The sequence below is a fragment of the Bacillus sp. Pc3 genome (assembly GCF_000815145.1).
GTDB lineage: Bacteria > Bacillota > Bacilli > Bacillales > Bacillaceae > Bacillus > Bacillus velezensis.
This window is the reverse complement of the sequence record NZ_CP010406.1, coordinates 3,185,776-3,204,824: the sequence shown is the minus strand read 5'-3', so window position 1 is coordinate 3,204,824 and position 19,049 is coordinate 3,185,776. Positions and strand designations below refer to the sequence as shown.

16 protein-coding genes are annotated in these 19,049 nt (G+C 46.7%); 6 read left to right on the top strand and 10 right to left on the bottom strand.

What is annotated here, in order from left to right; translation table 11 throughout:
* Positions 1–80: 80 nt before the first annotated feature.
* On the top strand, positions 81–887 hold the full coding sequence (locus SB24_RS15430) for an NAD kinase (protein WP_015240378.1): 807 nt from the start codon (positions 81–83) through the stop codon (positions 885–887).
* A 16-nt stretch (positions 888–903) separates the two neighbouring features.
* Here SB24_RS15430 and SB24_RS15425 read toward each other — a convergent pair whose 3' ends face one another.
* The 5 genes from SB24_RS15425 to SB24_RS15405 all read right to left on the bottom strand — a co-directional run bounded on the left by SB24_RS15425 (position 904) and on the right by SB24_RS15405 (position 6,914).
* The gene (locus SB24_RS15425) at positions 904–2,499 is read right to left on the bottom strand and encodes an amidohydrolase (protein ID WP_033574204.1); all 1,596 of its coding nucleotides are present in this window, start codon (positions 2,497–2,499) and stop codon (positions 904–906) included.
* Positions 2,500–2,522: 23 nt separating this feature from the next.
* The gene (gene mbcS / locus SB24_RS15420) at positions 2,523–4,109 is read right to left on the bottom strand and encodes an acyl-CoA synthetase MbcS (RefSeq protein WP_033574205.1); all 1,587 of its coding nucleotides are present in this window, start codon (positions 4,107–4,109) and stop codon (positions 2,523–2,525) included.
* Between the two features lie 148 nt (positions 4,110–4,257).
* Positions 4,258–4,479 carry an alpha/beta-type small acid-soluble spore protein gene (locus SB24_RS15415; RefSeq protein WP_007408043.1) on the bottom strand — a complete coding sequence of 74 codons (222 nt, stop codon included), beginning with the start codon at positions 4,477–4,479 and terminating at the stop codon, positions 4,258–4,260.
* An 80-nt stretch (positions 4,480–4,559) separates the two neighbouring features.
* Positions 4,560–5,765 (bottom strand): tRNA uracil 4-sulfurtransferase ThiI, encoded by a 1,206-nt coding sequence (thiI, locus tag SB24_RS15410; protein WP_015418002.1) that lies wholly within the window; start codon positions 5,763–5,765, stop codon positions 4,560–4,562.
* A gap of 3 nt (positions 5,766–5,768) precedes the next feature.
* Positions 5,769–6,914, bottom strand: coding sequence for a cysteine desulfurase family protein (locus SB24_RS15405; RefSeq protein ID WP_039254214.1), 1,146 nt, complete (start codon positions 6,912–6,914; stop codon positions 5,769–5,771).
* Positions 6,915–7,107: 193 nt separating this feature from the next.
* Between SB24_RS15405 and brnQ the strand changes: the two genes are divergently transcribed.
* Positions 7,108–8,448: a branched-chain amino acid transport system II carrier protein gene (gene brnQ / locus SB24_RS15400; RefSeq protein ID WP_015240382.1), complete on the top strand. Its 1,341-nt coding sequence runs from the start codon at positions 7,108–7,110 to the stop codon at positions 8,446–8,448.
* Between the two features lie 113 nt (positions 8,449–8,561).
* Here brnQ and ezrA read toward each other — a convergent pair whose 3' ends face one another.
* Positions 8,562–10,253 (bottom strand): septation ring formation regulator EzrA, encoded by a 1,692-nt coding sequence (ezrA, locus tag SB24_RS15395; protein ID WP_039254212.1) that lies wholly within the window; start codon positions 10,251–10,253, stop codon positions 8,562–8,564.
* A 195-nt stretch (positions 10,254–10,448) separates the two neighbouring features.
* On the opposite strand from ezrA, the gene hisJ reads away from it, so the two are divergent.
* Positions 10,449–11,261 (top strand): histidinol-phosphatase HisJ, encoded by an 813-nt coding sequence (hisJ, locus tag SB24_RS15390; RefSeq protein WP_033574207.1) that lies wholly within the window; start codon positions 10,449–10,451, stop codon positions 11,259–11,261.
* Here the strand turns inward: hisJ and refZ are convergent.
* The gene (gene refZ / locus SB24_RS15385; protein ID WP_007408038.1) at positions 11,251–11,874 is read right to left on the bottom strand and encodes a forespore capture DNA-binding protein RefZ; all 624 of its coding nucleotides are present in this window, start codon (positions 11,872–11,874) and stop codon (positions 11,251–11,253) included. The two genes, hisJ and refZ, sit on opposite strands and share 11 nt — an antisense overlap.
* Positions 11,875–11,999: 125 nt before the next feature.
* Here refZ and SB24_RS15380 point away from each other — a divergent pair, with 125 nt between their 5' ends.
* Complete coding sequence (locus SB24_RS15380; RefSeq protein ID WP_007408037.1) at positions 12,000–12,482, top strand: GAF domain-containing protein; 483 nt, start codon at positions 12,000–12,002, stop codon at positions 12,480–12,482.
* Between the two features lie 34 nt (positions 12,483–12,516).
* On the opposite strand, the gene SB24_RS15375 is transcribed toward SB24_RS15380, so the two are convergent.
* Positions 12,517–14,265 (bottom strand): sensor domain-containing diguanylate cyclase, encoded by a 1,749-nt coding sequence (locus tag SB24_RS15375; protein ID WP_033574209.1) that lies wholly within the window; start codon positions 14,263–14,265, stop codon positions 12,517–12,519.
* A 290-nt stretch (positions 14,266–14,555) separates the two neighbouring features.
* Here SB24_RS15375 and rpsD point away from each other — a divergent pair, with 290 nt between their 5' ends.
* Positions 14,556–15,158, top strand: a complete 603-nt coding sequence (gene rpsD / locus SB24_RS15370) for a 30S ribosomal protein S4 (protein ID WP_003152406.1) — start codon at positions 14,556–14,558, stop codon at positions 15,156–15,158.
* A 254-nt stretch (positions 15,159–15,412) separates the two neighbouring features.
* Positions 15,413–16,783 (top strand): aldehyde dehydrogenase, encoded by a 1,371-nt coding sequence (locus SB24_RS15365; RefSeq protein ID WP_039254206.1) that lies wholly within the window; start codon positions 15,413–15,415, stop codon positions 16,781–16,783.
* Positions 16,784–16,915: 132 nt separating this feature from the next.
* Here the strand turns inward: SB24_RS15365 and SB24_RS15360 are convergent, their stop codons facing one another.
* Both SB24_RS15360 and hmpA read right to left on the bottom strand, forming a co-directional pair.
* The gene (locus tag SB24_RS15360) at positions 16,916–17,473 is read right to left on the bottom strand and encodes an SMI1/KNR4 family protein (protein ID WP_033574211.1); all 558 of its coding nucleotides are present in this window, start codon (positions 17,471–17,473) and stop codon (positions 16,916–16,918) included.
* A 264-nt stretch (positions 17,474–17,737) separates the two neighbouring features.
* Positions 17,738–18,928, bottom strand: coding sequence for an NO-inducible flavohemoprotein (hmpA, locus tag SB24_RS15355; RefSeq protein WP_039254203.1), 1,191 nt, complete (start codon positions 18,926–18,928; stop codon positions 17,738–17,740).
* Positions 18,929–19,049 lie beyond the last annotated feature (121 nt).

Genomic DNA, 19,049 nt, shown 5'->3' with positions numbered 1-19,049 from the left:
TTACACTATTGCCACAGGTATTTTAACACAATACCTGCTGGGAGAAAAACGTAAATATGACAGCAAAGGGGAATGGGGATATGACCGATCTTCGCCGCAATGTTTATTTTTTTCACAAACAAAACAACGAAACAAAAGAACAAGTCAGCTCTTTGAAGCAGCTTGCTGAATCGCACGGTTTTACAGTTGCGGCTCAACCGGAGGATGCCGGAATTATCGCCAGCATCGGCAGCGACGGCTCATTTCTGCAAGCCGTCAGAAAAACCGGATTCCGTGATGACTGCCTGTATGTCGGCATCGCTAAAAAAGGGAAAGCCCATTTGTACTGTGATTTTCACAGCGATGAGCCTGAAAAAATGGCGGCCAGCATGACCGCGGAACAGCTTGAGGTCAGAAAATACCCGCTCATTCACGTAACGGTGGACGGCAGCAATCATTTTCACTGTTTAAACGAGGTTTCCATCCGTTCAAGCATTATTAAAACGTTTGTGATGGATGTGTTAATTGATGATCTTCATTTTGAGACGTTCAGAGGAGACGGGATGATCATTTCCACCCCGACGGGCAGCACCGCCTACAATAAATCTGTTTCAGGCGCCGTTGTTGATCCTTTGATTTCCTGCATGCAGGTATCCGAACTGGCGTCGTTGAACAACAACACATACCGTACACTCGGATCTTCGTTTATTTTAAGCTCAGACCGGAAGCTGACACTGCAGGTGGTGCAAGACGGCAATGAGCATCCGATTATCGGGCTTGATAATGAAGCGCTCAGCACGCGGAATGTCAAAAAGGTTGAGATTACACTATCCGATAAAAAAATCAAAACGGTGAAACTGAAAGACAATTCTTTCTGGGAAAAAGTAAAGCGATCATTTTTATCATAAAAAAAGAGGACGGGCATCACTGCCTGTCCTCTTTTTCATATACGATACGGCCGCCGACGACGGTTTTGACAGCTTCCAATTCATGAAGCTTTTTCGGGTCCGTCCTGAACGGATCACCGCTGAGTACGGTAAAGTCGGCATCATAGCCGGGGGCGATACGGCCGCGGCTATGTTCTTTATGGATGATGGCCGCGCTTCCCTCCGTGTAAAGCTGAACGGCTTCGTACACGGTCAGGCACTCTTTTTCATAATAGGCCGGACCTTCCGGGCGCTGCTTGCTCGTACGGAGCACAGCCGATTGAATGCCCAGAAGCGGATCGGCCGGCTCAATCGGGGCATCTGAACCTCCGGCGCACAGCAGCCCTTTTGACAGCAGTGTTTTCCAGGCGAATGCCGTTTTCATCCGCTCTTCTCCGAGCCTGTCAATCACCCACGGAAAATCACTGGCCACAAAATGCGGCTGAAGATCAAGTCCGATCGGCAGCCGGGCGGCTCTTTCAATCAATCCGTCATCTAATACTTGCGCATGAATGAGCCTGTCTAGCTGTCCGGGCTTTGCCGGGTACCTTTCGATAACATCCAGCACCTTTTCAAATGCAAGGTCGCCAATCGCGTGCACGGCGATCTCCATCCCTTTCTCTCTCGCTTTATAAACAAGAGCGGCAAGGATTTCGTCATCATGCACCTGAACGCCGGAAACAGACGGATCATCATGATAAGGCTTTTTCAATAGAGCGGTTCTGCCTCCGAGCGCGCCGTCAGCAAAAATTTTCATCGCTCCGTATTCCAGATAAGGTCCGGTCGATTTATCCAGAGCGCTCCAGCTGTCGACGGCTTCGTGATGAACGAGCAGATGGGCGCGAAAAGGATAAAGGCCGCTGCCGGTTAATGACTCGTACGCGGCAACGGGAACGGACGCGTCTCCGTAGTATGCCAGATCTTCTGAATGCCCGCCGGTCAGGCCTTTTGACCAGCAGTCCGTAATCGCCGTTTGAAGCGCGCGTTTGACATAGTGAAGTGAGACGGGCGGCAGGGCCTGTGTCACAAGCTCTTGGGCTTTATCCAGCAGGAGGCCTGTCGGACCGGTGCCGTCCCGGACGATAATCCCGCCGTTTGGTTCAGGTGTTTCGTTTGTAATTCCCGCCGCGCGCAATGCGGCCGAATTAACCGCCGCGGCGTGCCGGCATACCCGCTTCAGCAGGACGGGGCGGTCGGGAAAGAGCGGGTCAAGGTCATGCTTCGTGACGTAATCCGGCTGTTCAAACAGATTTTCATCCCAGCCTTCGCCGATCAGCCATTCGCCATCTTCCAATTCACGCTCTGCTTCTTTTGCGGCCCGCAGTATCGCTTCTTTTGACGTCAGCTGCGACAAATCGAGGCGAAGCTGTTTTTCCCCGTGTCCGATTAAATGCATATGACTGTCCGTAAACCCCGGGAACATGACAGCCCCATGTAAATCGATTTCCTCCGTATCAGGCGAACCGTATGTTCCTTGGAGCTCCCGGAAGCTGCCCGTCTGCCTGATGACGCCTTCTTCGGTATAAATGGCTTCAGTGACATGATTCTTGTCCAGCATTGTATAGATGGTGCCGCCGTGCCAAATCGCTTTCATCCCCGCTCACCCTTTATCCTGTATTATGCTTTTTTATCAGCCTTCAGCCGTTCTTCACGCTGTCTCAGCTCCACACGTCTGATTTTTGCGGACGCCGTTTTCGGCAGGCTTTCGACAAACTCAATTTCTCTCGGATATTTGTAAGGCGCCGTAATCGTTTTTACGTGGTTTTGCAGTTCTTTGACAAGTTCGTCACTGCGCTTTTCATCGTCTTGTAAAACGACATAGGCTTTTACGATTGAACCTCTGATTTCATCCGGGCTCGCCACGACGGCACATTCTTTCACTTCCGGATGCTTCACAAGCGCGTCCTCTACTTCAAAAGGCCCGATTGTATATCCGGAGCTGACGATGATGTCATCATTGCGGCTCTCAAACCAAAAGTAGCCGTCCTCGTCTTTTTTCGCGCGGTCTCCTGTAAGAAAGTAATCTCCGCGAATCTGCTTTTTCGTTCTTTCGGGATCTTTATAATATTCTTTGAATAAGGCCGGTGTGCTCAAATGCACGGCGATATCGCCCGTTTCGCCAGTTTCGCATATTTCGCCTTTATCGTTTATAATCTCCACTTGATTTCCAGGGGTCGGTTTGCCCATGCTTCCCGGCTTAATATCCATATCCTTCAGGACGCCGACTAACAGGGTGCTCTCCGTTTGGCCGTATCCGTCTCTCACTTTAATGCCGAAATGCTTTCGGAATACGTCAATGACTTCCCGGTTTAATGGCTCACCCGCAGAAACTGCGCTGTGAAGGCCAGAAAGGTCATATTTGTCTAACTCCTCCACTTTTGCCATCAGGCGGTATTCCGTCGGGGTACAGCAGAAGACATTTACTTGATGGCGCTCCAGCAGCTCTAAATACGTCTTGGCGCTGAATCTGCCGTGATAAATGAATCCTGTCGCGCCGCTTCCCAGAACGGCGAGCAGCGGGCTCCACACCCATTTCTGCCAGCCGGGCGCCGCGGTGGCCCACACTGTATCGTCTTCAGAAATATCCAGCCATGCACCGGCTGATGTTTTTAAATGGGCAAAGGCCCAGCCGTGTGTATGTACAACGCCTTTAGGCTGGCCGGTCGTGCCTGAAGTATAGGACAAAAACGCCATGTCTTCTCTTGTTGTATCAGCTGTTTGAAAACTGTCTCCGTCCGCTTCAATCGTTAGGAGGTTTTTCCAGCCGGCATCATTTTCACCGATTGACAATGTCACCAGCTGATCAGTATTTACCTCGTCAAACGCGTTTATAAATGAAGGATAAACGATAGCGCCTTTCACTTCGGCGTGTTTGATCCGGTATTCAAGGTCTTTGGCGCGCAGCATTTCCGAGCAAGGAATGACGACCATCCCCGCTTTTAAGATCGCTAAATAAACGGCATACGCTTCAAGCACTCTCGGAACCATGACAATCAGCTTATCGCCTTTGTCAAATCCGAGACCTTTCAGGCGGGCTCCGATTTTATTCGTTTCTTCCATCAATTTTTCATACGTCCAGACTTTCTTGCCGCCTGTTTGATCTTCCCAAATAAGCGCGTTCTTCTCTTTGGAACGGCTGAACTTTTCGATTTCATTTACAAGGTTATAGTTCTTTGGGGCGATTAAATCTTCTCGTTTTAACACGAACAACTCCTCACTTTCTTTCCCCATTATACATAAACATAGGCCATTACAATAAAAATATGCATAAATTGCTTCCCGCCTTCTATCTATTCCCATGAAAAAAGAGCGGGGAATTCCCCGCTCTCTTAGCCATTATGTGAAGTTGTGATTAAAACTGCTGCTGGCTGCTTCCGCCCATGCTTTGCTGAGCAAAAGAGACAAGACGTTTTGTGATTTCTCCACCGACAGAACCGTTGGCGCGAGAAGTTGTTTCCGGTCCAAGGTTTACACCGAATTCAGAAGCGATTTCATACTTCATTTGGTCGATAGCTTGAGCAGCGCCTGGCACTAAAAGCTGGTTGCTGTTTCCGCTGTTTGATTGTTGTGACATGTGTATCACCTCCTTGTGAGTATAGAATGTGATAAAACACATGTCTTCATTCAAAAAAACTTTGGTAATTGTATACAGTTTTAAAACAGGCCGGCAAACTTATCGTGAGCTTCCTGCTCCGAGTAAACAGTGATGGTTTCGATGCCGGCAGCGGCCTCTGCAATCAGCGGTTCAAAATCAACGAAGCTTTCGAAGTGCTCGATTTTTTCTTTTTTCGGACGTGTCTTCGGACTTGGCGGCGTAAAGATGGTGCAGCAGTCTTCAAACGGCTGAATGCTTGTTTCATAAGTGCCGATTTCTTTTGATTTCTCGATGATTTCTGTTTTGTCCATTCCGATTAAAGGGCGCAAAACCGGCGTTGCCGTCACCGCATTGATCGCATACATGCTTTCAAGCGTCTGGCTCGCTACCTGCCCGAGGCTTTCTCCCGTAATGATCGCGAGCGCTTTCCGTTCTTCTCTGATTCTGTCCGCGATTTGCAGCATAAGACGCCGCGTCGCCGTCATCGTATAGTTCTCCGGGATTTGTTTTTGGATGAGTTCCTGCGTCTTTGTAAACGGCACGATATGAAGTGTCATACTGCCGCCGAACTTCGCGAGGCATCCCGCGAGATCCATGACTTTCTGCTTTGCCCGTTCACTCGTATACGGCGGACTGAAGAAATGTACGGCTTCAACTGATAATCCCCGTTTCATCGCGTAAAAACCGGCGACCGGACTGTCAAAACCGCCGGAAAGCATCAGCATCGCTTTACCCGCGGAACCGACAGGAAGGCCTCCGGCGCCTTTTTCGTTACGAATGGTCAGGAATGTCGCTTCCTCCCTGATTTCAATCCGAAGCGGAATATCGGGATGTTTCACATCGACGGTTAATCCATCCGTGTTTTTCAAAATATGGCCGCCGATTTCAGCGTTCATCGCATTCGTATCTAATTCAAACTGTTTGTAAGCCCGTTTGGTCTCGACCTTAAACGTATTCCCCGGTTTATATTCGCCTTCTATCGCGGCTAAAGCCGTTTTTTTAATGTCTTCCAGCTTGCTTTCGCATTTAATTGCGAGACTAAAGCTTTGAATGCCGAATATATTCTTTAATAAGGAACAAATTTCCTCCGGGTTTTCTCCATTAAGTGTAATTGACATCCGGTCCCGGTTTGAAAAGTATTTTACTTTTTTATAATCCTTTAATACCAGGCGGATATTCTGTTTTAATCTTTCAATAAAACTGCGTCTGTTTTTTCCTTTTGTGGATATTTCACCAAAACGGATTAAAATATGATCGTAATTCATATGCTACCTCATCATTTTTTTTAGTTTTTGAACAGCCGGCACCAGCGCGGCCATAAACGGCTCCGTGATGTCAGCTGTATGGCTGAAGTTCAGGCTGACTCTTATGCTGCTTGATGCAATCTGTTCGCCTTTATTCATTTGCAGAAGAACACGGCTCGGTTTGTGCTCTCTTGCCGAACATGCCGCGGTTGTGGAGACATATATTCCTTTTTCCTCAAGCATGTGCAGCAGCACTTCCGCCTTCACGCCCGGAACGGAAAAATTAATGATATGCGGCGCGCTGTTTTCGGCGGGGGTGTTGATGACGACCCCGTCCGTCCCGCTCAGCCTTTCCATGAGCGCATTCTTGGCAGCCTCCACGGAAGAAAGCCGCTCGTTCATGTCACGCGCAGAAAGATTGATCGCTTTCGCAAGGGAAACGGCGCCTGCCGTGTGTTCCGTTCCGGCGCGGACGCCTTTTTGCTGCGAGCCGCCCGTTATAAGCGGAATGAGCCGCGTTCCTTTTTTGACGATAAGCGCTCCGGTCCCTTTTAAGCCGTGAAACTTATGCCCTGAAACGGTGCAAAGGTCAATGCCCGCTTCTTCTATAGACAGGGGAACTTTATGAATGCCCTGCACATGATCAACATGAAACAGAATATTCCGGTGCTGCTTTAAAAACCCGCCGATTTCCTTTACGGGCTGAATGGAGCCGACTTCGTTATTGACATGCATGACGCTGACGATTATCGTATCCGGCCTGATAGCCGATTTGACGTCTTTCAAAGAAACGAAGCCGTTTTGATCGGCCGGAAGATATGTGACTTCAAAGCCGAACAACTCCGTCAGCTGATCAAGCGTCTCCGTCACAGAAGGATGCTCAATCGCCGAAGCAATGATATGTCTTCCTTTACTCATGTTTGCCCAGGCCGCTCCCTTTAACGCCGCGTTATTCGCTTCAGTCGCGCCTGATGTAAATACAATATCATGATTTTTTAAACGTAAGGTTTTTTTTATTTGCTGAGCGGCCGCTTCAAGGAGCTGTTCCGTCTCAGTTCCTAACTGGTGCAGAGACGAAGGGTTGCCGAAATAACGGCTGCTCGTCTGTTTATACACTTCCAAAACCTCTTCATACGGCTCGGTCGTTGAGCTGTTGTCTAAATATATCATTTTTTTTACTCCTTTAATGAAAACGGTACATCGTATGATATTTATGCTACCATAACAAAAGTAAATATAAATTCGCAATAAATCGAGTATTGACTTATCTGTACATTGCCATATAATAAGTAATGTTCGTTTTGTTATATTATCTGACAATTAATTGACAGAATATTTCAACATAGTATTTAGGAGGATTTTTATGAAACACTCACTACCTGTCAAAGATACCGTTATTATCGGTTTCATGCTTTTCGCACTTTTTTTCGGGGCAGGAAATATGATATATCCGCCGGAGCTCGGGCAAGCGGCGGGGCATAATGTCTGGAAAGCGATGGGCGGTTTCTTACTGACCGGCGTAGGTCTGCCGCTTTTGGGTATTATCGCCATCGCATTAACGGGCAAAGACGCGAAAGGGCTTGCCGATAAAGCTCATCCGGTATTCGGGACTATTTTCACCGTTGTGCTTTATTTATCAATCGGGCCGCTTTTCGCGATTCCGAGAACCGGAACCGTTTCATATGAAATCGGTGCAGTTCCGTTTTTAAGCGGCATTCCGGAAAGATTATCTTTATTTGTTTTCACGTTGATCTTTTTTTCTATTACGTATTATTTAGCTCTTAACCCGTCCAAAATCGTGGACAGAGTCGGAAAGATTTTGACTCCTATTAAATTCGGTATTATTTTAATCATCGTCGTAAAAGCCATTGTCACTCCGATGGGCGGGCTGGGCGCCGTACATCAGGCATATTCCGGAACGCCGGTGTTCAAAGGATTTTTGGAAGGCTATAAAACAATGGATGCGCTCGCCTCAATCGTTTTCGGCGTCGTTGTCGTCAACGCTGTTAAAAGCAGGGGCGTCACCCAGCGTAAAGCGCTCGCCGCCGCTTGTATTAAAGCGGGTCTGATTGCAGCGGCAGGTTTGACATTCATTTATTTATCTTTGGCCTATTTGGGAGCGACAAGCACGGACGCTGTGGGGCCGCTCGGCGAAGGCGCAAAGATTTTATCAGCTTCATCTGATTACCTGTTCGGTTCACTGGGAAACATCGTTCTCGGCGCCGCCATCACCGTTGCGTGTTTAACGACAAGCATCGGACTTGTCACATCTTGCGGCGAATATTTTTCAAAATTGATTCCCGCTTTATCATACAAAATGGTGGTTACGATTGTCACGCTGTTCAGTCTGGCGATTTCAAATTTCGGACTTGCTGAGATTATTGCATTTTCAGTTCCTATTTTATCAGCGATTTACCCGCTGGCGATTGTCATTATCGTCCTTTCCTTTATTGATAAAATCTTTAAGGAAAGACGCGAAGTCTATATCGCCTGCCTGATCGGAACGGGGCTGTTCAGTATCCTGGACGGTTTGAAGGCAGCCGGCATTCCGCTCGGATCATTAGATTCATTCTTAAACGCAAATCTTCCGCTTTACAGCATGGGAATCGGCTGGGTGCTTCCGGGCATTGCCGGAGCGATCATCGGCTGCATTATCACGTTTTTTACCAGCCCGCCCATCGAATTAAATAAAGCAAAATCGTAACATTCAGCGCCTGCGGTTTGATGTATATCAGCCGCAGGCGCTTTTTATATTCCGTGAGAAACTAAAAAACTGCACCTCTGATTTCCATCAGGGTGCAGTTTTTGCTTATGCGTCTATGAAGCAGATTGATCAGCTTTAATTTTTTTTACGGCGCCGGGAGCTGCTTTTTCAACAGCATCTGCCGCCATCTCATAAGCTTCATTATAGCTGTAAGCGTAAAACAGCCGTTCCGCTTCTTTCAGCTGTTCGGATAAAATATGATTCTGGCTTCGGAAGCGGTTGCCGTACTGGATGATCCGCTCAATCAGCTTCACCTGAATCACAAGATCTTCCGCCTCTTCGCTGACTTCCTCAACCACCTTTTCGGCTTCGGCTAGATGTTTGGCGGCTTCCTCCATGTTCAGCGGCAGCTCTTCCAATTGGCTGACGGTTTCTTCTATATGATGATTTGCCGTCTCGAGCTTGTCCTTGACTTGTTCTGGAATTCCCGGCACGTTGCTTTTTTGCAGCATTCGGGCCGTGTCAGAAATGGTTTTCCGAAGATGCATCAGCGTTTCCCGCGCCTGCAGTTCTTCTTTTCTGAGCGCCTGCAGATTTTCACGGTATTCGGCATGTTCTTTCTGAGCCTCTTCCATCTGCTTTTCGATGGCCTCGACTTCTTCAATCAGCAGCGAGTAAGCGACATGCTCGCCGTCAAGCTTTTCTCTCGCCTGCTCAAGGAGTCGGCCGATCGTTTCCAGCTGTTTTTCGAAGGCATGCTGTCTGCCGATTTCTCCCGCCGTCAGCTGATAGCTTTCCTTGACGAGCTCCGTTTCGGTTTTTGTGCGGTCTTTTTCTTCCTCGAGCTTCTCATACGCGATGATCAGCTCAGGCATTTTGCTTAATACGGACTGTCCGGCTTCCACTTCGCCTTCCAGCTGTTCATACATCGATTGAATGGTTTCATCAATAAGCTGAAGAATGGCGGACGCTTCGTCGACATCTAATTCTTCCAAAAGCGCGCTTTCGGCCCGTTTCACTTGATTGGTGAGGGTCTCCAGCTCTTTTTCGATTTGAATATGCTCCAATTTGTAGCCTTTTTCCGTCATTTCCCGGTAGCCGTCTTTCAGCTTGGCAATTTGGTTAGGCACGGTCTGTTTACAGTCCGCAAGCAGTTTCGGAACGTCATCTATGTATGTCTGAAGCTGATCCAGTCTGCGGTCCTGTTCAAGCAGCACTTTTCTCGCTTTGATGTAATTGCCGCTTTCCGTCTCTTCTTCGAACTCTTTTATGCCGCTCCAGATTTCGTCGAGATCCGTCTCCAGGCTGTTATATAGCTCTCCGTAGAGATGGCTGTACGCCAGAAGATTTTTCCGCGCTTTTGAATACCGCTCACGCACCTGTTCAATCTCTCCGCGGCTTTTTTCCTCGCTCGTCACAAGGTCGCTGATCTCACGCAGTATGCCTTCTATATTTGATTCGGCTGCAGTGAGGAGGTCGTCGATGTGGACAAGCACCTGATTCGCTTTTTTAAACCGGTATTTGTCGGCGTTCTCTTCGGCATCATAAAGGAGCTCTTCTACTTTCGGCAGATGGGCTGTGACAATTTCATCCCACTCTTCGCGCCATCTTTCAAAGAACTCTTCCGTCTCTCCGGTCATTTTCAGATGTTTGATCTTGGACATTTCTTCCACTATCGAACGATTTAAAATTTCAATCTTCCATGACTCCAGCCGGTCAATTTCCGTATAAATTTTTTTCCTGAAAAAGTAGCCCGCCGCAAAGAGCGCGAGCAGTATAACCAATAATCCGATGACTAACTCCATAATGAGCCCCCTTGTTGTTCTCTTAATCTGTCAGGGTGTTTTATGTATTCAGAAAGATTTCAATATATGTATTGAGAAAATCTGTCGTTTTCATTGTTATTATGATACCATGTAACCAACATTTTTTGACCAGAAATCAAAAACTTTTTGCATAATTTCGGCAGGATTCTGCAATTTTTTAATGGAGTGACACAAATGGAAAAACGAGACGCTCATATCCACACGCCTTTTTGCCCTCACGGCTCGAAGGATGCGCTGAAACAATATGTCGAAAAGGCCCTGGAAAGAGGCTTTGACTCGATCACATTTACAGAGCACGCCCCCCTTCCTCCGTCATTTCAAGATCCCGTACCGCTTCAGGACAGCGCGATGGATCTCAGACAGATGGAGGTTTATTTGGAGCGGCTGTCACAGCTGAAAAAGGAATACGATGGACAAATCAGCATTCTGACTGGGCTAGAAACCGATTTTATCTCAGGGTATGAAGAGGAAACCGCGGCGTTTCTGAACACGTACGGCCCCTCACTGGATGACGGCATTTTATCCGTTCATTTTTTGAAGACCGGCCCGTCTTATATATGCCTCGATTTTGACGAGCACGCGTTTCAGCAGCTTGCCGACCGCTTCGGAAGCGTTGAAGCCGTATATGAACAATACTATGAAACCGTGTATTCTTCCATTGTAACACCGCTCGGCCCCTTTAAGCCAAAACGGGTCGGCCATATCACGCTCGTCAAAAAATTCGCGCGCCTTTTCCCTTACAGCATGTCACCTCAAATAAGAGAGCTTGCGGCCCGCTGTCTTGACGCCGTGAAAGAACACGGAATGGAGCTGGATGTGAATACATCCGGGCTCAGAAAGAAGTTTGCCGGGGAAGTATACATGGAGGATTGGATGGCTGAGACGGCGAAGCAAAAAAAAATCCCACTCATATTCGGGTCGGACGCCCATCAAGCGGAAGATGTCGGCAGTTCCTACGAAACGTACAAAAGCATCATTACTTCATAAGCGCCGCATCAGGCCGTCGGAACACGCTTTCGATCCAGATCTTCACCTCTTCAAAATACCTTTTATAAAAGTACGGTTCATGAGGCTGCATATAGAGCACCTCCGTAATATATTGAGGCTGAAGATACGGCATCATCAAGAGGGATTTCAATTGCAGAATAAAATGCGGCACGGGCAGCGTCAGCCGCCTGTGGCGTGACTGCCCTTCTTCAATCACCAGCTGGAAAATATATTTTTCTTTCATTAAGTAAGTAGACATAATTTCCCTGATAAGCACGGAATCAATCGTCACTTCCCGGTACACAAACCGCGTTAATTGACGGTTATCGTGCTGATAGGATAAAATATCGAAAATCACCCGCAGGATGCGTTCCTGCGCGTCTTCACCGTTCATACTGACGGCGGCTTTTTCCAGCGCTTCAGTATAGCCTTCGTAAAACTCGGAAACTAAATGTTCCATTAATCCGCCTTTCCCTTTAAAATAGTAGGAGATGTGCGCAACATTTACATCAGCTGACTTTGCGATTTCACGGACGGACGTGCCGGAATAACCTTTTTGGTTAAACAGCTGGACAGCGGCGTTAATAATTTTGTCTTTGGTGCTTACTTTCATACGGCTCACCCCTTTATGTGTAACAATTCAAGCAGAAAGGCGCCGTTCCTGTAAGAACTTCTCGACAAATGCCGGCAGAACGGCCGGAACTTTGTTTGATATTATAGAAAAAGTGAGGGTTTTCCATGTTTCATGTCGAAAAACAATCCGGAGATAAAGAAAAAAGTTATCAGCTTCTGCTTAAACAGCTCGAAGCCATGACAGAAGATGAAACGGATGCGATCGCAAATTACGCGAATGCGTCAGCGCTTTTATACCATTCATTACATGAAGTCAACTGGGCGGGGTTTTACTTCGCTAAAGAGGGCGAGCTCGTGCTCGGACCGTTTCAAGGACTTCCTGCCTGTGTGCGCATTCCGTTCGGCAGAGGCGTATGCGGCACTGCCTACTCTAATGGCGACGTGCAGCGGATTGCCGATGTGAATGCGTTCCCGGGACATATCGCCTGTGACGCGGCTTCCCAGTCAGAAATCGTCCTCCCGATCCGCGTAAACGGTGAAGTGATCGGTGTGCTGGACATTGACAGCCCCGTGAAAAACCGTTTTGATGAAACGGACGAAACCTATTTAGCAAAGTTTGTTGAAACGCTTGAAAAACGATTAGGATAAAAAAAGGAGCCCGGCCGGCAGGCCGGCTCCTTTTTTATGTCGTCGTGCTGTTTTGATGGATGATCAGCCGGTTTTTGCCGTTCCGTTTGGCGATATAAAGCGCCTCATCCGCTTGCTGAACGAGCAATTTCAACGGCATCGGGCCGGTCTTTGACCAGCAGGAAACGCCGCAGGAAATCGTCACGCGCGGCTCGGTATTTTCCCGGATGGCGCGAACCAGCCTTTTAGCGATGCGTTCTCCGGATGACACGTTGATATTCGGCAGATAGACAGCCAGCTCCTCGCCCCCCCACCTCGCAGCGACATCATGCTCACGAATATGGTTCTTCATAACGGAGGCCACCTGAATCAGGATCGAATCTCCCGTTTGATGACCGTATGTATCATTAATACTTTTAAAATTATCGATATCAACGAGGATGAATACACCCCGTTTATGAATTTTCATGCTGTATTGAATTTTCTCATCCAGATAGGTTCTTGAATACAGCTCCGTCAGCTGGTCTGTCTGAACAAGGTGCTCAAGCCTGTCGCGCAGCATGGAGTTCGTGACCGCCAATGTCGCATGGTGAATGAGCGCTTGAAAAAGCTTATACATTTCAAACGTAAAAGCATACAAATCCTTTTTCAATAAAATCGCGAACCCGAAGACGGTGTCATTTTCGATCATCGGCACCGCCATCAGCGAGCCGAAACCGTTTTCGCCGAATACAGTCTTTCCGCTGCCGATAAACACGCCCTTTTCTCCCTCGAACAGCTTTTCTTTCACAATGCTGATATAGGGGTTCGCACGTTCTGTCTTAAAAAAAGCGGTATGTCCCGGAAGCAGATTTTGCGTCTCAAAATGATCAATATGAAAAAAAGCCACTTCTTCCGCATGAAACGATTGGGTCATAATGGCGGCGAGCTCCCGCATCGTATCAGTGAGTCTGAGGCGCTGATTCAGCTGGCGCGATGTTTCATTAATGAGCTCCAGATTCGCAATGCTTTTTTTCGATTGCTCATAGAGCTGCGCATTTTCAAATGCTTTTCCCGCTGCGCCCGCAAGCAGCAGCATTTCACTGAGAGTACTGCACGAAAGAACGGCATCCTGCAGCCCCTCCGTCTTCAGAACCCCGTAAGTCCCCTGCTGGCCTTTGATCGGCAGATAAGCAGATGACCTGCCTTTTCTGAGCAGTCTCCCCGATAAATAAACCTTCAGGGCAGACGGATCGGCATCTTTTCCGTCCATATGTAATTCTTTTGCGGGAAGCTGTCTGTCCGTATCCTGATCCTGCGTGATAAACAGTGAAAAACGGAAAGACCGGAAAGCCGTACTCAAACTTGCCTGCAGTTTTTCCAAAACCTCATTTTGGTCCAAAAGCGAATGGAACATTTCTGTCATTCTGTGAATTTTCCGCTGATGCTTCGTTTTGTCAAACAGCCCGCTTTGTCTCACAGATTGATTAATAAACTGAGTAACGATCTCAGGCAATGATTCCGGGATCGGCAGCCCGCCTTCCGAGCGCAGATAAAAGGATCTGCCGGACGTCTGATTCCTGATCATAAAACGGCCGTCACTCTCTTTCAGCGGAGCATAATGCGGTTCATCTTCTGTTTTTATGGTGAAACGTGTTGATTCTGCCGGTGAAAGGGTCAATGAAAGAGATGTAAAGCAGGATTCTAGAGCTGAGGCCAGCCATAACAGCGAGTCGGATAATGAGACGGATTCAGATTTCGTTAAGAAAAAAGAAAGCATTTTCTGATGAAAGGCCGTCACTTCATCAATTGTTTGTTTTTTCATTTTTATCACCTAAACATGTACTACTCATTTTTGTACATTATATCATAAACCGGCACTCTTCATGGAGAAATGGTTGACGGCGGCGGAGAAAAATCATATAATGTTCTTTGTGTGAAATATTGCAGCCTTTTTGTTCAGCTTCTGTGTTTGCATTTTGTTCCTTAGCTGTAAGGTGTATCGTGTAACTCTCTGCTGCTGGAGCGAGGATACATGAAAACAAAATGTGCACGGTCGGATCGAACAGACGGTTTTTATTTTCCACAAAATAAAACCAAAGGAGGAGTCACATTATGGCTCGCTATACAGGTCCATCTTGGAAACTGTCTCGCCGTTTAGGAATCTCTCTTAGCGGTACAGGTAAAGAATTAGAAAAACGCCCTTACGCACCAGGCCCCCACGGTCCGGGACAGCGTAAAAAACTATCAGAATACGGTTTGCAATTGCAAGAAAAGCAAAAACTTCGTCACATGTACGGTGTAAACGAACGTCAATTCCGCACATTGTTTGACAAAGCTGCAAAAATGACTGGTAAACACGGCGAAAACTTCATGATTCTTTTAGATGCACGTCTTGATAACGTTGTGTACAAGCTCGGTCTTGCGCGCACTCGCCGTCAAGCACGCCAATTAGTTAACCACGGTCACATCCTTGTTGACGGAAGCCGCGTTGACATTCCGTCTTACCAAGTAAAACCTGGTCAAACAATCGGTGTTCGCGAAAAATCAAGAAACCTTTCTATCATCAAAGAATCTGTAGAAGTAAACAACTTCGTTCCTGAGTACCTTACTTTCGACGCTGAAAAGCTTGAAGGTACATTCACTCGTCTTCCAGAGCGCTCTGAGCTTGCTCCGGAAATTAACGAAGCGCTTATCGTTGAGTTCTACTCCCGTTAAGTAAACGCTCTTTAAAGAGCATTGGATTAAACCCCGGACATGTTGTGATGACAATGTGTCCGGGGTTTTTCTTTTGGGCTGTCAGAATAATGGACAGAAGCTCCCTCTCTTTATTAAAAAAAGCCCCTGTCCGGGGCTTTTTTTATGTACCAACTGGCTTTTCAGCTACATGTACATTAGAAAAACCCATTTGACAAGCAGAAGCGATTTTTTACATAATGAATCATCATACCTTACAAAATAGGAGCGACTGAATGAACAGCATCCCCTCTATCGTCAGCAAGCACAAAGCCTATTTTGCGGCGGGGCATACGAGACAGCTAGAATCGAGACTGAACATGCTGCAAAAGCTGAAACAAGCCGTCAAAACACAAGAAGCCGATATAACAGCCGCTCTCTATCAGGATCTCCACAAATCCGAACAGGAGTCGTACACGACAGAAATCGGAATTGTACTGGAGGAAATCAGTTTTGTGATGAAGCGGCTGGGAAAATGGATCAAACCGAAACGAGTCAAAACGCCTCTGACTCACCTAGGCTCGAAAAGCATCATTATCCCTGAGCCATATGGAACCGTTTTGGTGATTGCGCCTTGGAACTATCCCTTGCAGCTGGCGCTTTCTCCGTTGATTGGAGCCATTGCGGCCGGAAACACGGTCGTTCTCAAACCGTCAGAATATACGCCGGCGGTTTCCGCTGTTCTTTCCAAACTCATCAGCAGCGTTTTTCCGAGTGACTATGTCGCTATGGCGGAGGGTGGGCCCGACGTCAGCACTGTGTTATTACAGCAGCCCTTTGACTATATTTTCTTCACAGGAAGCGTTGCCGTGGGAAAAATCGTCATGGAGGCCGCCGCCAAACAATTAATTCCCGTTACCTTGGAGCTCGGCGGCAAAAGTCCCTGCATTGTCCATAAGGATGCTGATATACAGCTTGCCGCCAAACGCATCGTCTTCGGGAAATTTACAAATGCAGGGCAAACCTGCATCGCACCGGATTATTTATTTGTCCACCAAGATATCAAAACGAAGCTCACAGAAGAAATGAAGCGTGCGATCAGTGAATTTTACGGCCCTCAGCCTGAACAAAATCCGCAGTACGGCAAAATCGTCAGTGAACGCCACTATCAGCGGCTGCTCAGCTTTCTGAATGATGGCGTCCCGCTCACAGGCGGACAATCTGATCCCGCTCATCATAAAATTGCGCCGACCATTCTCGAACAAGTGAGGGATGACTCTCCAGTGATGCAGGAGGAGATTTTCGGGCCAATTCTTCCGCTCTTTACATACCGTGATATCGGGGAAGTCATTGAGAAAGTCCAATCGCGCCCAAAGCCGCTCGCTCTGTATCTCTTCACAACAAACAAAGAAACTGAGCGCGCTGTTTTAGAGAATCTGTCGTTTGGCGGAGGCTGCATCAATGATACGTTAATGCACGTTGCGACGCCGTATTTGCCATTCGGCGGCGTCGGGGAAAGCGGCATCGGGAGCTATCACGGATTTGACAGCTTTAACACGTTTACGCACAAAAAAAGCGTCGTCAAACAAACGAACCGCTTCGACTTCGCTTTCCGTTATCCTTCTTCCAAAAACGGGCTGCGAATGATTCGAAAAATACTTAAATAAAAAAGCGCAGAGTATCTGCGCTTTTTATAAATCCTCTATACACCAATTAATCGGTTCGTCTCCCAAATTAAACCTATTTTTAAAAGTTCGAAGTCTAACCGCAAAAATGAACCAACCCAACTGTAGGAAAGGTTAATCCTCATCACCCTGGTGAGTCCTATAATAATTTTCAGCAGTATAGATATTCCACTCCCAAAAATTTGCTCCTTGAGACATGATATACCTATCTAAAAATATCTCAAAATTAAGTTGCATTGGTTCATACTCAATAAATCCGCGGAACCATAAATAGTTTGGATCTGTGGACATTTTGGTTTTGTCAATTAACAAATAACATCCGTCTAACAGATGTGCGACAGGAATAAACTGAGGCTCTAAAAAACCATTTTGCATATACTCTTCAATCTCTTCTACATTAAGAATATGCAAACCCCCACCCACATTCTCACCGTAAATCAACAAATCAAATATTCTGGCTCCGTTATGCAATTTTAAAAAGGTTTTATAATCTTCAGGAAGTGAGACTTTTATTTTCTTCTCAAAACTCTCAATCTCCAGATCTGTTGCACCTTTAAAGAAAGTACATTCTGTTTCTAAAAGCGTTCCTTCACTCCCTAAAATTTTTAAGCGGCCTTTTTCATCAATTAATTCTTTTAGACCTTGGAGCGTTTTTTCAACAAAAACTGCCATTGAGCCACCTCTTACTATTAGAGCGATGCTATTTTATTCGCAAGAGCAGGAGCCAATGCTCCAGTTGAAGTATCAGGAAGTGAACCATTCCAGCCGGCTACCGAAGTATGTTGGGACATAAAAAGCTTTGTCTTTTTATGATACTACGACGTTGAATATGATTTACCTGCTTGAAAATACTATAGACTGGAATGAGAAGGACGTTTAAACATATAAAGACAGTCTGTTAAACAGACTGTCTTTTCTTGTTATGATTTTGCTGCGTCACACCATACTCAGCTGCGGTTCAAATAATTCATAGTGAATGGATTCCGGCGGTGTATTGAATTCAGAAATCAGCTTTTTCATTTCTTTAATGAACGACGGTGATCCGCACAGGTAAAAATCAGCATCTTTATCTGTCATCACTTCTTCTAACAGCTGTTTGTCAATCCGGCCTTCCCGAAAACGAATGTTTTCTGAACGGTCTTGTTCGGACGGCTCGCTGTAAATAAAGAGGGTGTCAACGGATGAGTGTTCCGCGGCTTCTTCAGCTTCATGCCGCAACGCATGATACTCTCCGCTCCTTGCCGCATGGATAAAGAGAACGTTTCGCTGCGGCTGGGTTTTGGCAACCGTCTTTAACATACTGATCATAGGGGTAATTCCGATACCGGCACTGATGAGAACCAGATTCTTTTTGGAATCAGGGTCTAATACGAAATCCCCGGCCGGAGCGCTGATCTCAATTGAATCCTTTTCGTGTAATTGGTCATGCAGATATGAAGAAACAATTCCGTCTTTTTTCACGGAAATCCTGTAATAATCCTTACCGGATACATCCGACAAACTGTACTGGCGGATATGCGTATAACCCGTGTCCGGAATGTATACTTTTACACTGATATACTGTCCCGCTTTGAACTCGGGGAGAACTTGTCCGTCTTCCGGTTTTAAATAAAACGACGTTATCTCCTTGCTTTCTTTTACCTTTTTATCAATTTTAAACGCCATATAGTCTTTCCAGCCGCCTTTTTGCGTTTCCGCTTGTTCATACATGTGCTTCTCAATTCCGATAAAAGCGTCTGCAATGACGCCGTATGCTTTTTCCCATGCCTGAATGACCTCAGGAGCAGCCCCGTCTTTTAGCACATCCTTTATCGCGATTAACAAGTACTTTCCAACGATTGGGTAATGCTCGGGTTTAACACCGATACTCCGGTGTTTATGGCTGATTTGTTTGACGACGGGAACGATGTTTTCCAGCCGGTCAATATTGGCTGCGGCTGCAATCACAGCATTCGACAAGGCCGTACGCTGTGTTTTTTTCTTTTGATTCGTCTGATTAAAGATATTCAGCAGCTCAGGGTGATGCTGAAACAGCAGGTCATAAAATCGGCCTGTGATTTCTTCACCATGCTCTTCTAAGACCGGCACTGTGCTTTTAATGATTTCAATCGTTTTTTCATCGAGCATTCTAAAAATCCCCCTAAAGATGTATGCATCTCGATTGACCTGAGAAAATAATCGTTTTTGAATTCTTTTTTATAGATTTCCCCGCTCAAAAAGGGTTAGCCGTTCCAATTTGAGGCGGATT

Bases quoted from the DNA above. Each gene is read 5' to 3' on its own strand.
- refZ (WP_007408038.1), bottom strand. From the start codon at position 11,874: ATGAAAGTAAGCACCAAAGACAAAATTATTAACGCCGCTGTCCAGCTG.
- hmpA (WP_039254203.1), bottom strand. From the start codon at position 18,928: ATGCTCGATGAAAAAACGATTGAAATCATTAAAAGCACAGTGCCGGTC.
- rpsD (WP_003152406.1), top strand. From the start codon at position 14,556: ATGGCTCGCTATACAGGTCCATCTTGGAAACTGTCTCGCCGTTTAGGA.
- SB24_RS15380 (WP_007408037.1), top strand. From the start codon at position 12,000: ATGTTTCATGTCGAAAAACAATCCGGAGATAAAGAAAAAAGTTATCAG.
- SB24_RS15430 (WP_015240378.1), top strand. From the start codon at position 81: ATGACCGATCTTCGCCGCAATGTTTATTTTTTTCACAAACAAAACAAC.
- SB24_RS15425 (WP_033574204.1), bottom strand. From the start codon at position 2,499: ATGAAAGCGATTTGGCACGGCGGCACCATCTATACAATGCTGGACAAG.
- SB24_RS15360 (WP_033574211.1), bottom strand. From the start codon at position 17,473: ATGGCAGTTTTTGTTGAAAAAACGCTCCAAGGTCTAAAAGAATTAATT.
- hisJ (WP_033574207.1), top strand. From the start codon at position 10,449: ATGGAAAAACGAGACGCTCATATCCACACGCCTTTTTGCCCTCACGGC.
- SB24_RS15365 (WP_039254206.1), top strand. From the start codon at position 15,413: ATGAACAGCATCCCCTCTATCGTCAGCAAGCACAAAGCCTATTTTGCG.
- SB24_RS15375 (WP_033574209.1), bottom strand. From the start codon at position 14,265: ATGAAAAAACAAACAATTGATGAAGTGACGGCCTTTCATCAGAAAATG.
- SB24_RS15405 (WP_039254214.1), bottom strand. From the start codon at position 6,914: ATGATATATTTAGACAACAGCTCAACGACCGAGCCGTATGAAGAGGTT.
- SB24_RS15415 (WP_007408043.1), bottom strand. From the start codon at position 4,479: ATGTCACAACAATCAAACAGCGGAAACAGCAACCAGCTTTTAGTGCCA.
- ezrA (WP_039254212.1), bottom strand. From the start codon at position 10,253: ATGGAGTTAGTCATCGGATTATTGGTTATACTGCTCGCGCTCTTTGCG.
- brnQ (WP_015240382.1), top strand. From the start codon at position 7,108: ATGAAACACTCACTACCTGTCAAAGATACCGTTATTATCGGTTTCATG.
- thiI (WP_015418002.1), bottom strand. From the start codon at position 5,765: ATGAATTACGATCATATTTTAATCCGTTTTGGTGAAATATCCACAAAA.